Genomic DNA, 11,964 nt, shown 5'->3' with positions numbered 1-11,964 from the left:
GTCTCTGTGCACACCCCCTCCGTCCCCCGTCCGGAGTACCCGCGACCGCAGTTCGTCCGCCGCGACTGGCTCAACCTCAACGGGACCTGGCAGTTCGAGACCGACCAGGGGGACAGCGGCCTCGAACGAGGACTCCTCGACCGCGACCTCACCGGTGAGATCCTCGTACCCTTCGCCCCCGAGTCCGAGCTCTCAGGCGTCGGCGACACCGACTTCCTCGAAGCCGTCTGGTACCGGCGCCGGTTCACCCCGCCCGCCGCGTGGGCGGGCCGCCGCGTGCTGCTGCACTTCGGAGCCGTCGACCACGACACCACCGTCTGGGTGGACGGCACCGAAGTGGTGCGCCACCGGGGCGGCTTCACCCCCTTCACCGCGGACCTCGGTGAACTCGCCCCGGCCGGGCGGGAGGTGGAGGTCACCGTTCGCGCCCGCGACCCGAAGTCCGGCCCCCAGGCCCGCGGCAAGCAGGCGATCCAATACGCCAACCACGACTGCAACTACACCCGCACCACCGGCATCTGGCAGACCGTCTGGGCCGAGCCCGTCCCCGACGCCCATCTGCGGCGCCCCCGCATCACCCCCGACCTGGCCGGTGCCGCCTTCGCCGTCGAACTGCCCCTGTCGGCCAACCGCCCCGGCCACCGCGTACGCGCCGTCGTCAGCGACGGAGCGGGCGAGGTCTGCCGCGCCGAGGTGCGCGCCGACCTCGACCTCGCGCCCCGGCTGCACCTCGCGCTCCCGGAGGGCCGGCGCCGCGAGTGGAGCCCCGAGGACCCCTTCCTCTACGACCTGCGGTTCGAACTCCTCGACGGGGAGGGCGAGACGGTCGACGCGGTCGGGAGCTACGCGGGTCTGCGCGCCGTCGCCGTCCGCGGCAAGGCCGTGCTCCTCAACGGCCGCCCCCGCTTCCAGCGCCTCGTCCTCGACCAGGGCTGGTACCCGGACGGGCTGATGACCGCCCCCTCCGACGAAGCCCTCGTCCGCGACATCGAGCTCGCGATGGAGGCCGGCTTCAACGGGGCCCGGCTGCACCAGAAGGTCTTCGAGGAACGCTTCCTCTACCACGCCGACCGGCTCGGATACCTCGTCTGGGGCGAGTTCGGCGACTGGGGCTGCGAGGTCGGCGGCTCCTCCGGCGACAACCAGCGCCCCGACGCCTCCTTCGTCGCGCAGTGGCTCGAAGCCGTCGAACGCGACTACTCCCACCCCTCGATCGTCGGCTGGTGCCCACTGAACGAGACCTACCAGAAGCTCCACGACCGCATCACCCAGCTCGACGACGTGACCCGGGCGATGTTTCTCGCCACCAAGGCCATGGACACCTCCCGCCCGGTGATCGACGCCTCCGGCTACTCCCACCGGGTCCTGGAGACCGACATCTACGACTCCCACACCTACGAACAGGACCCCGCCGCCTTCCGGCAGCTCGTCTCCGGACTCGCCAAGGGCGAGCCCTTCGTCAACGCGTACGAGAACGGCGCCGCCTACTCCCAGCCCTACCGGGGCCAGCCCTACTTCGTCAGCGAGTTCGGCGGCATCTGGTGGGACCCCGAGGCCGCCGCCGAGCAGTCCGGCAGCGACCGCACGGTCTCCTGGGGCTACGGCGACCGGGTGCGCACCGAGGACGAGTTCCACGACCGCTTCGCCGGCCTCACCGGCGTGCTGCTGGAGGACCCGGACATGTTCGGCTACTGCTACACCCAGTTGACCGACGTGTTCCAGGAACAGAACGGCGTCTACCGCTTCGACCGCGGCACCAAGCTCGACATCGCCCGCATCCGGGAGGCCCAGCTGCGGCCCGCCGCGATCGAAGGACCCGACGCGGACTGACGGCCACGGATCAGCGGGTGCCCGGCCCTCCACGGCCGGGCACCCGCTGGACACGGCCCCGGTCTCAGACCCGCTGGAGCTGCCAGAGCTGCGGCTGCTGGCCGTTGCACGTCCACTGCTGGACGTTCGCCCCCGCCGTACGCGAGCCCTGGGCGACGTCCAGGCACTGACCGGCGGACCTCACCACGAGGCGGTAGTAGCCGCGCCCGGCGTTCTCCAGCCGCCAGTCCTGCGCCGCCAGCGCGTTGCAGTACCACTGGCGGACATTCGCACCGGCGGTGGCGGAACCGTTCTCCACGTCCAGGCAGTAGCCGCTGTTGCGAGCGGTGAGCGTGAAGAATCCGGCGCCGTGCGCCCGCACGGTCCACTCCTGCGGACCCAGGCCGTTGCAGGTCCACTGCTGGACGTTCCCACCCGCGGCACGGGAATCACCGGCCACGTCCAGGCAGTGTCCGCTGTTGGCGTTCACCAGCCGGTACACCGCCCCGTCCACGACACCGGCCGCGTCCCCGCTGCCGGTGAGCGGACCGCTCGCCACGTACGGGCGGCAGACGGAGCCGTCCCAGTCCGTCGCGATCTGCAGCACCGTGCGCCCGTCGGCGGAAGGCAGCAGCGGCGAGCTGTAGTTCGGGCAGTACGTCGCGGTCGGGGAGGCGACCCGCACCGGGGCCTCGATCTCGTACCACGGACCCGTGCCGTTCTCCGTGTTAGCCAGGATGGTGCGCCCGCTGTCCGCCGCGGGCGTCCCGTCACGGTTGAGGAGCTGCTGGCCGACGAGCAGGAGCCGGCCGTTCGGGCCACCGCCCGGCGCGGGCGCCCAGGCCAGGGTGGGCGCGGCGCGGAAGTACTTGCCGTCCACCGTCTCCGGGCGGTACCCGAGGAAGGTGGGCGAACCCCAGTCCCAGCCGTCGGGAGAGGTGCGGTAGTGCACCACGCACTGGTACTGCCCGCCCGGATTGCAGATCTCGTAGCTCATCAGGTACGTGCCGTTCGGCAACGCGCGCACCACGGGCATGCCAGGCCGGTCCGGTTGCCAGGAACTGGCCACCGTGTCGCGGCGGTCCTGCCAGTGGATCCCGTCGTAGCTGCGCACGGCGACGAGCTTCTGGGAGTGGGCCGGATCCGTCTCGTCGGAGTAGTGGCAGACGAGCGCGCCGTCGGCGGCCACGGAGAACTCGGGCTCCCACAGCCCACTCGTCCCGGTCGCGGTGGCGCAGGAGGACAGGTGGGACCAGGTGCGGCCCACGTCGTTGCTGCGCCAGACACGCAGGTCCATCCGCCGGTTGGCCTCGTCCTGCCCGGCCGAGGAGGCCCACAGCAGCGTACCGGCGGGCAGCGCTCCGACCTGCCGGGGAAGTTCGAACAGGGTGGAGCAGCACAGGCCCTGTCCGTTCGCGGACTCCGGGTCGGCGATCCTGCCCACCTGCCGGAAGGTGGCTCCGGCGTCGGTGCTCTCGTGGATGGCGCCGATGCCGTTGTTGCCGTCGAAGGACACGACGCTCGCGAGCACCCGGCCGTTGGCGGCGCCGCTGTGTTCGAGACGGATGGCCCGGGGGTAGAGGCCGGTACCGCTGCCCAGGGGCGTTCCGGTGGCCGCGAGGGAGGCGGCCTGGGTCCCGGCGGAACCCGGGAGCGAGGAGGAGGCGGCGGCGGGTACCGGCGTCGCCGCGGCCGACGTGCCGACCGGTGCGAGCGACAGGCTCAGCACCGCGGCTGCGGCCGTCAGCGCGGCACGTACCGGCCGTACGGCACGGCGACCGCGGGTCGTGGGGGCCGGGCGAGGCGGCTCGTCGACTGACGAAGGGGGAGCGGAGCGGGACGGTCGACGTAAGAAGAGCACGGGTTTCCTTCCTGAAGGCACGGGGCGCGACAGGGCGGACCACGGGTGCGGGCCGCGGCTGTCGTCTCTTCGGAGTCAGGTCGTGTCCGACCGTGCGCGTCACAGTAGGGCGGTATGTACATCGATGTAAACAGGAAGTACCGAACAGGGCGTTCCGAGCGGGGAGCGCCGCCGGTCACGGGAGCGCCGGTCCACGGTGCGCCGGTCCACGGTGCGCCGGTCGAGGGAGCGCCGGTCCGTCCGTCGCGGTCCTGCCGGAATCAGCGACGGTACGGGCGAGGCCGAAGCCGACCGCACGGATGCGGAAACCGCACGGTGCCGAAACCGTGCGGATGTCCGGCCGGGCTGACCGGGGCTCAGTACAACGTCCGCCAGGCGCCACGCGGCCAGGCGAGCACCGCGAAGATCTGTACGGCGGCGGCCTGCTCGATGGCCTGGGTGGTCCCGCTGTCGTCGAAGTGCATCAAGCCGGTCGCGCTGTCCCGCTGTTCGGACCAGATGTGGTCCGCGTAGTCGGCCATGGCCCGCCGGTAGACGGACCCGCCCGTCACCGACTCCAGCAGCAACAGGTTCTTGAAGAAGATCGAGTTGAAGAAGACGGGCTGGCCCAGCAGCCTGCCCTCGGTCACGAAGTGCCTGTACGCGGCCTCGGCCGTGCGCCGGGCCTGGCCCAGGTACGCGCGGTCGCGAGTCGCCCCGTACAGCAGGACACCGACGCCGACGGGGACGCCCTGGTTGTAGGACCAGATGGTCCGGTCCACCGCGCCGGTGAGGTCCAGGTTGTCCCAGTAGAGGCCTTCGGGGGTCCGCAGGTGGGTGTTGGTCCAGTCGTAGAAGCGCCTGGACGACGCGAGGTAGCGGGACGTGCCGGTGATCTGGTGCAGGCGCAGGCCGAGTTGGGCGCCGGGCATGTTCGAGACCGTGTTGCGGCAGTGGTTCCAGTCGGCCTGGGTCCAGAACACCCCGCCGGGGGCGGGGTGTTCGGCGTCGGAGTCCCAGCCCGACTCGACGAGCGCGAAGATCTCCTCCGCGCGGCGGAGCGCGGCGCGGTCCCCGGTCTGCAGATGCGATTGGGCCTTGGCCAGTCCCACCCACTCGTTGTCGTCGTAGAACATGTCGCCGCCGCCACCGTGGGGCGCGACCGGGTAGGAGTCGTAGCCGGCGAGGCCCGTGGTGCCGCCCGCCGCGTTCCAGTACAGCTCCTGCGCCCTGGCGCGGGTGGCCAGAGCCGGTGCGTGGCCCGGGTCCACGAAGGCCAGGTCGAGAGCGGCGACATGGACCTGGGACAGCGGCCATTCGTAGGAGTACGGGCGGTCGTCGACGGCGACCGGGTACTGCTCGCGCACGAGCCCGGTGCCGTCCGCCGTGTCGAAGTACTTCTCCAGAGCGCCGTAGGTGACGCGCGCACGGGAGAGCGAGGGGGACCGGCCACCGGCCGGGGCCGGTGCCGCGGACGCGGCGGCAGCGGTCGCCGGTACGGCGGCCAGGGCGGCCAGAGAGGCGCCGAGGACCTGACGGCGTGAGGGGGACCAGCGCATACGGAACTCTCCTGTTCGGGGTGCGACGCAGGGTGCGGGGTGTCCGACAGTGCGCGACAACGTTGTTACCGGGGTGCGGGGACGTCAACGGCCAGGACGGAAAAGGGCGGACGGAGATCGTTCCCGCCCCGCGAGCCCCCGCGAGCCCCCGCCTCCCCCTCGGCTCCCTCGCCGGGATCGCACCCCGGGGCGGCGCTCCGGTCACCCCCGCTGACCTGCCCCTGGCCGCCGTACGGCTATCCTGACCGCCGAAACCGGACACGGGGTGCCCCGCGCGGGGCTGAGATCACACCCGTCGAACCTGAACCAGCTCGTACTGGCGGAGGGATGTCTCATGGCGATGCCGTGTGCGCAGAACGACCACGCGGTCGCGGAGCGGAAGGCTCCGGCCTCGCGAACCACCTTCGGGGGGCGCATGCCGACCGCCCCCGGCGATCTGCGGATCGAGACGCACGGGATAGCCCCCGTGCCCGAGGACCGGCGTTACGGCGGCCCCGGACGGCTGTTCACCGTCTGGTTCGCCCCCAACCTGACCATGACCGGCGTCTTCACCGGCACCGTCGGCGTCGCGCTGGGCCTGGACTTCACGACGGCGCTCATCGCCGTCGTCCTCGGCACGTTCGTCGGGGCGGCGCCCACCGCGTACCTCGGCACCTGGGGAAGTCGGACAGGGGTCGGCCAACTGCCACTCGCACGGCTGGCGTTCGGTCGCGCGGTCGTGCTGCCGGGGGCTTTGCAGTGGCTCTCGTCGATCGCCTGGGACGCGCTCGTCGGGCTGTTCGGCGGGGACGCGCTGGCCCAGTTGTGCGGCTGGCCGTTCTGGCTGGGCGTCCTGGTGATGATGGCCGCCCAGGGCGGGCTGGGGGTGCTGGGGTACGAGGCGATCCACCGGCTCCAGACCGTGATGACGTTCCTCCTGGCCGCCGCCTTCGCCGTGCTGGCCGTCAAACTGCTGGACGGTGTCCACCCCGCGGCCTCCGGTGCCGCGCACGGCGGCGACCGGGCGGGGGCCTTCGTCCTGACGTTCACGATCGCGCTGAGCCTGTCGCTGTCGTGGGCGCCGTACGCGAGCGACTTCAGCCGCTACCTTCCGGCCGGTACCTCCCGGCCCCGCATGTTCTGGTGCACCCTGCTGGGCATCGGCTTCTCCTTCGTGGCGGTCCAGACGCTCGGCCTGTGGGGCGCGTCCGTCTTCACCGATCAGACCGCGCGGGGCATCGACACCCTTCTGGGCGGGGGCGCCCTCGGGGCGTTCGGTCTGCTCGCCGTGGCGCTCGCCGCACTGTGCAGCAACGCCATGAACGACTACAGCGGTTCGCTGGCTCTGCAGACGATCGGGGTGCGGCTGCCGCGCCCCGTCGCCGCCGCGCTCGCCGCCGCGCTCGGTTTCCCGCTCGTCCTGTGGATGCACGCGGCCGACACCACCGCACGCTTCCAGAACGTGCTGCTCCTGGTCGGCTACTGGATCCCCGGCTTCGTCGCGATCGTGGCCGTCGACTGGGCGGCGAGGAAGAGGGACCGCGGCGGCGCCCCGTTCGACCTCGCCGCCGAGAGCGCCCGCGACCGGCCCTGGTGGCCGGCGCTCACCGCCTTCGTGATCGCCTTTGCCGCGGCGGTGCCGTTCATGAGCACCGGCCTGTACGTCGGCCCCGTGGCGGAGGCCTTGCACGGAGCGGACCTCGCCTACGGGGTGGCGTTCCTCGCGGCGCTGGCGGTCTACGCCCCGCTGCGGCTGCGGCACCGTCCCTGACGGCCGCCCGCCGGGTGGCGCGCTCGGCGGCGCGGCGTGCTCCGCTGCCGACCGCGCCGTCACCGCGGGGAGTACCGCCGCTGCCGGCCCGGAGAACCGGTCCGGCTCATCGCGTGCGGGGCGCCATCGCGCACCGACTCCCCGGAAGTGGCCGGCCGCTGCGCCGGGAGGGCAGCGAGAGCTTCATCCGTTCTATTGACATGTACATGTAACAGCGATGTGATGTGGTTGTTTCCGTCTTTCCTTGTTGGGTTGTGTGTCAACCATCCCCCAGGAGCCGCACATGTTCGGTGAACGGCACAGTTTCGGACACCGTTTGACGGCCTCGGCCGCATCCCTCACGCTCGCCGTCGGTGGTCTGGCCGGGGCCGCCGCCCTGACCTCGGGAGTCGCGGCCGGTGTGCAACTCGCCGCCGTGGCCGCCGCACCGGATGCCGCGGCGGTGGAGAACGGCCTGGCCCGGACACCGCAGATGGGCTTCAACAACTGGAACACCACCGGCTGCGGAGCGCAGTTCGACGAGGCGATGGTCAAGGGCGTCGCCGACGCGTTCGTCTCCACCGGCCTCAAGGCCGCGGGATACACCTACGTCAACCTCGACGACTGCTGGGCGCTGCCCTCGCGGGACGCGTCGGGCAACCTGGTCGCCGACCCGGCGCGCTTCCCGAACGGCATCAAGGCCGTCGCGGACTACGTGCACTCCAAGGGGCTGAAGTTCGGCCTCTACTCCAGCGCGGGCACCAAGACCTGTGCGAACAACGGATTCCCCGGCGGCCTCGGTCACGAGCGGCAGGACGCCGACCTGTGGGCCTCCTGGGGCGTGGACTACCTCAAGTACGACAACTGCAACAACACCGGTGTCGACGCCCAGGCCCGGTACAAGGCGATGGGCGACGCGCTGAAGGCCACCGGCCGCCCGATCCTCTACAGCATCTGCGAGTGGGGCTCCAACCAGCCCTGGAACTGGGCGCCGTCCCTCGGCAACTCCTGGCGCACCACCGGCGACATCAACGACTCGTGGTCCTCCATGATCGGCATCGCCCACGAGAACCAGCCGCTGGCGCAGTACGCCGCGCCCGGCGCATGGAACGACCCGGACATGCTGGAAGTCGGCAACGGCGGGATGAGCGACACCGAATACCGCACCCACTTCAGCCTCTGGGCGCAGATGGCGGCGCCCCTGCTCATCGGCACCGACGTCCGCACCGCGACTCCGGCGTCGCTCTCCATCCTCAAGAACACCGACGTCATCGCCGTCGACCAGGACCCCCTGGGCAAGCAGGGCACCGTCGTCTCCTCCTCCGGCGGACTCGTCGTGATGTCCAAGCAGTTGGCGGGCGGCGACCGCGCGGTCACCCTCACCAACGAGAACGGTTCCGCCGCGACCGTCAGCACCACCGCGTCCGCCGCCGGGCTGCCCGCCGCGTCCTCCTACCGGCTCGCCAACCTGTGGTCCAAGGCGGTCTCCTCGACGAGTGGCACGATCAGTGCGTCGGTGCCCGCCCACGGAACGGTGATGTACCGGGTGTCCTCCGGCTCCGGCAGCAGCACCGGTACGACCCACCCGCTGATCGGTGCCTCCTCCCAGCGCTGCCTCGACGTGGAAGGCGGCGGTACGGAGCCCGGCACCAAGGTCGAGATCTGGGACTGCCACGGTGGGGCCAACCAGGCCGTGACGCTCACCGCAGCCGGTGAACTGCGCCTCTACGGCGGGTCGGCGTGCGTCGACGCCGATGACAACAGGACCGCACCGGGCACCGCCGTGCAGCTCTGGACGTGCAACGGCGGAGCCAACCAGCAATGGAAGCTCAACCCCGACGGGACGGTCACGGGTTCCCAGTCGGGCCTGTGCCTCGATGTCACGGGCGGCGACAAACCCGCGGGGAACCTCAACGGAACGGCGCTGGAGCTGTGGACCTGCAACGGCGGGGCCAACCTGCAGTGGAGTCTGGGCTGAGCCGAATCGCGGCCCGGAACCGGTGACGGACCCGGCGTGTGCGTCCCGCGCGCACGCCGGATCCGCGCGTCCCTCCGGGCTGGTTGCCGGACCTGAGCGTGCGTGCCGGCGTCGCGGGACGGGCGGAACTTTCGACACGCGCTCCAGGGGCGCGTGTCGAGTCGTGATCACCCAGCCGTCCGCGCCGCGGGCCAGTCGCTTCAGCTTCGGCCGCCCGGAGGGAGAGCGATGTCGGACCGCACCGATACGGTCGTCCCATGAGAGCTACAGGAACGTTCACCGTCAAAGCGTTCGTACCGACCGAGCTGAAGCCGGACCCGGCTGTGTCCACCGGGCTTCCGGTGGGTGTCGCAACGTTGGAGAAGCACTTCGAGGGTGCTGTCGCCGGTCGCTCGGCAACCCTGTTCACCGCGGCGTACGACCAGACGACCGGCGTGGGCACCTACGTGGCCATGGAGTCGTTCGAAGGCTCGCTGTGCGGCCGGGCCGGCGCCTTCAACTTCGTGCACTCGGCGACGACGTCCGGCAGCGATCGCACAGCGGAGTTCTTCACCATCGTGCCGACGAGCGGTACGGGAGAACTGGCCGGGATCTCCGGTGCCGGAGGACTGGCCGTCGAGGCTGACGGCACGCATCGGATCTGGTTCGACTACGCGTTGCAAGTGGGTCGATGACGGGCCAGGCGCACGGAGCAAGGGCTGTCGGCCTGCGCAGGTACGAGGCCTTCGACGGCCGGACCCGGCAGCCCTGGAGGCGCTCCTCGCGCCGGACTTCGTAGGCCGGCCGCTGAGAGCGGCCGGTGCCGGGGCAGCCGCGGATGCCTGGTCCAAGGTGTTCGCAGCCCAGGGACGAGCGGGAGTTCGTCGTGCCGTATCCGCCCATCGGCAGGTACGGCACGTACCCGAAGGGGGGTGCGGCAGCAAACCACCTCGTCGGCCTCCACCTGCCGCGCGCCCCGTTGATCTGGATCAAAGACCTCACCCGGACCGTCCTTCGGTCTCGACTCGATGCGCACCTCGGCCCTCGATGCGGCGCACACGACGGGTTTCCCGGAACAACTCGCCCTCGGGAAACTGGACATGTAGTGTCCGGGTCATGCGGATGAGTGCGGGAGTCGAGTGGGGGCTGCACTGCTGCCTGACGCTGGCGTGGCTCGGGGACGCCGAGGCGGTGTCGACGGCGAAGCTCGCGGTCTGGTTCGACCTGCCCCCGGCCTATCTCAACAAGCAGTTGCAGGCCTTGAACCGGGCGGGCATCCTCACCTCCACCCCGGGACCCCGGGGCGGGTTCCGGCTGGCCCGGGGCCCCGAGCGGATCACGCTCATGGACGTCGTCGCCGCCGTCGACGGACCGGACGACCTCTTCCAGTGCACCGAGATCCGGCAGCGCGGAGCGGGAGCGGAGACCCCGGCCCGGGAGTTCCAGCAGCCGTGCGGCATCGCCGGGGCGATGCTCCGGGCCGAGCTGGCCTGGCGCCGCGAGCTCGCCGCGCAGACGCTGGCGGACATGATGGCCGCCGCCCCGCCCTCCGCCGCCGAACGCGCCCGGCGCCACTACGCACGCATCGTCGGCTGACCGCGCCCACCATCGGCCGACCCGACGCCCGTGATCGGCCGACCGCGCCCACCAGCGGTCGGCCACATGCGTCGGCGGTCGGCTGTGGACGTCGTCGTCGCCGGTGTGCGCGTCGGCGGCCGGCCGTGCGGCACCCGTGGAACGAACCCACTCATGAGGAGAATCTGGATGTCCAGTGTCTCGATTGCATCCGGCCGGCGACCGGCCGACGGCAGGATGCCGGGGGAGCGGAGTTGGCTGTCGTCCACCCTGGTGCTCGCCCTGGGCACCCTCGCCGTCGGCACGGACGCCTTCGTCGTCGCCGGGTTCCTGCCGTCGATGGCCGAAGAACTGCACGTGTCGTCGACCGCCGCCGGACAGTCCGTCACCGTGTTCGCGGCGGCCTACGCCCTCCTCTCGCCCGTCCTCGCCACGGCGACCGCCCGACTGCCCCGCCGGGCCCTGCTGGTCGCCGCGCTGATCACCCTCGGCCTGGCCAACGTGGGGTCGGCGCTGGCGCCGAACCTGGCCGTACTGCTCGTCAGCCGGATCGTCGCCGCCGCCGGGGCTGCGGCCTACACGCCGACCGCCGGGGCGGTGAGCGCCGTGCTCGTACGGCCCGAGTTCCGGGCCCGGGCCATGGCCGTGGTCATCGGCGGCCTGACCGCCGCGACCGCGCTGGGAGTGCCGCTGGGCAACCTGGCCGAACACTGGCTGGGCTGGCGGACCGCCCAGTCCGTCGTGTCCGGGCTGTGCCTGCTCTTCGCCCTCGGCGTGCGCCTGATCATGCCGGCCCTGCCCGGCAACGCCCGCGTGCCGCTGCGTACCCGGCTCACCGTGCTGCGCCGGCCCGCCGTCCTCGCCGTACTGCCGCTCACCGTGCTCGGCATGGGCGCCGCCTACACCGCGTACGCCTACAGCGTTCCGGTCCTGCGGGCGGTGCGGGTGCCGGACAGCGCGGACCTGTGGATGCTCTTCCTGTACGGACTGGGCGCCGTCCTCGGCAATCTGGCGTCCGGGTACGCCACCGACCGCTGGGGTTCCGTCCGGGTCCTGACCAGTGGATACATCGGTATGGTGCTCGCCCTCGGCCTGCTCGCCTGGATCGCCGCCGCGCACGTGTCGCTGGTGCTCCCGGTCGGCGTGCTCGTCCTGCTCTGGGGGGCGAGCAGCTGGTGCCAGACACCCGCCCAGCAGCACCGGCTGATCGAAGTCGCCCCGCAGGAAGCCCCGTTGGTGGTATCCCTCAACTCCTCCGGGATCTACCTCGGCATCGGCCTCGGCACCGTGCTCGGCGGCATCACGCTCCCGCACGGGGCGACCCTCGTGTGCGGCCTGGGGGCGGTGCTCGCGATCGCCGCCCTGCTGTTCCTTCGGATCACCGCACGCGCGGCGGCCCGCATCGGCTGAACCACCGCGGTGCCCACGGGGCCTTGCCGTCACCGCACGGTGACGGCAAGGCCCCGTACCGCCGGGCGCGGTTCCCCGTGTCAGC

Annotated in this window: 8 protein-coding genes and 1 riboswitch; of the genes, 6 read left to right on the top strand and 2 right to left on the bottom strand. The window is 71.7% G+C overall.

Annotated elements, in window-relative coordinates:
• The first annotated feature begins 6 nt into the window (after positions 1-6).
• The gene (locus tag ACFWEE_RS06855) at positions 7-1,830 is read left to right on the top strand and encodes a glycoside hydrolase family 2 protein (RefSeq protein ID WP_386887052.1); all 1,824 of its coding nucleotides are present in this window, start codon (positions 7-9) and stop codon (positions 1,828-1,830) included.
• A gap of 64 nt (positions 1,831-1,894) precedes the next feature.
• Here ACFWEE_RS06855 and ACFWEE_RS06850 read toward each other — a convergent pair whose 3' ends face one another.
• Positions 1,895-3,670, bottom strand: a complete 1,776-nt coding sequence (locus ACFWEE_RS06850; protein ID WP_386887050.1) for an RICIN domain-containing protein — start codon at positions 3,668-3,670, stop codon at positions 1,895-1,897.
• Positions 3,671-4,026: 356 nt separating this feature from the next.
• Positions 4,027-5,208, bottom strand: coding sequence for a glycoside hydrolase family 76 protein (locus ACFWEE_RS06845; RefSeq protein ID WP_386887048.1), 1,182 nt, complete (start codon positions 5,206-5,208; stop codon positions 4,027-4,029).
• A 251-nt stretch (positions 5,209-5,459) separates the two neighbouring features.
• A riboswitch (TPP riboswitch) is annotated at positions 5,460-5,553 on the top strand.
• On the opposite strand from ACFWEE_RS06845, the gene ACFWEE_RS06840 reads away from it, so the two are divergent.
• From ACFWEE_RS06840 to ACFWEE_RS06820, 5 genes are all read left to right on the top strand, one after another.
• Complete coding sequence (locus ACFWEE_RS06840) at positions 5,543-6,958, top strand: purine-cytosine permease family protein (RefSeq protein ID WP_386887046.1); 1,416 nt, start codon at positions 5,543-5,545, stop codon at positions 6,956-6,958. It overlaps the preceding riboswitch by 11 nt.
• Positions 6,959-7,241: 283 nt before the next feature.
• Positions 7,242-8,915: a glycoside hydrolase family 27 protein gene (locus tag ACFWEE_RS06835; protein WP_386887044.1), complete on the top strand. Its 1,674-nt coding sequence runs from the start codon at positions 7,242-7,244 to the stop codon at positions 8,913-8,915.
• Between the two features lie 257 nt (positions 8,916-9,172).
• Entirely contained in the window at positions 9,173-9,589 is a 417-nt protein-coding gene (locus ACFWEE_RS06830) for a DUF3224 domain-containing protein (protein WP_386887042.1), read from the top strand.
• 421 nt (positions 9,590-10,010) lie between these two features.
• Positions 10,011-10,490, top strand: a complete 480-nt coding sequence (locus ACFWEE_RS06825) for an RrF2 family transcriptional regulator (RefSeq protein ID WP_386887040.1) — start codon at positions 10,011-10,013, stop codon at positions 10,488-10,490.
• Positions 10,491-10,658: 168 nt separating this feature from the next.
• On the top strand, positions 10,659-11,879 hold the full coding sequence (locus tag ACFWEE_RS06820; RefSeq protein ID WP_386887038.1) for an MFS transporter: 1,221 nt from the start codon (positions 10,659-10,661) through the stop codon (positions 11,877-11,879).
• Positions 11,880-11,964: the final 85 nt, after the last annotated feature.

It is taken from the genome of Streptomyces sp. NPDC060184, from assembly GCF_042728795.1.
In the GTDB taxonomy this organism is placed as follows: domain Bacteria; phylum Actinomycetota; class Actinomycetes; order Streptomycetales; family Streptomycetaceae; genus Streptomyces.
Note: the sequence above shows the minus strand (reverse complement) of the source record. Positions and strands in the feature narration are given on the sequence as shown.

Excerpts from the sequence above, each read along its gene's own strand:
- ACFWEE_RS06820 (WP_386887038.1), top strand. The coding sequence starts at position 10,659 with ATGTCCAGTGTCTCGATTGCATCCGGCCGGCGACCGGCCGACGGCAGG.
- ACFWEE_RS06845 (WP_386887048.1), bottom strand. The coding sequence starts at position 5,208 with ATGCGCTGGTCCCCCTCACGCCGTCAGGTCCTCGGCGCCTCTCTGGCC.
- ACFWEE_RS06835 (WP_386887044.1), top strand. The coding sequence starts at position 7,242 with ATGTTCGGTGAACGGCACAGTTTCGGACACCGTTTGACGGCCTCGGCC.
- ACFWEE_RS06825 (WP_386887040.1), top strand. The coding sequence starts at position 10,011 with ATGCGGATGAGTGCGGGAGTCGAGTGGGGGCTGCACTGCTGCCTGACG.
- ACFWEE_RS06840 (WP_386887046.1), top strand. The coding sequence starts at position 5,543 with ATGGCGATGCCGTGTGCGCAGAACGACCACGCGGTCGCGGAGCGGAAG.
- ACFWEE_RS06830 (WP_386887042.1), top strand. The coding sequence starts at position 9,173 with ATGAGAGCTACAGGAACGTTCACCGTCAAAGCGTTCGTACCGACCGAG.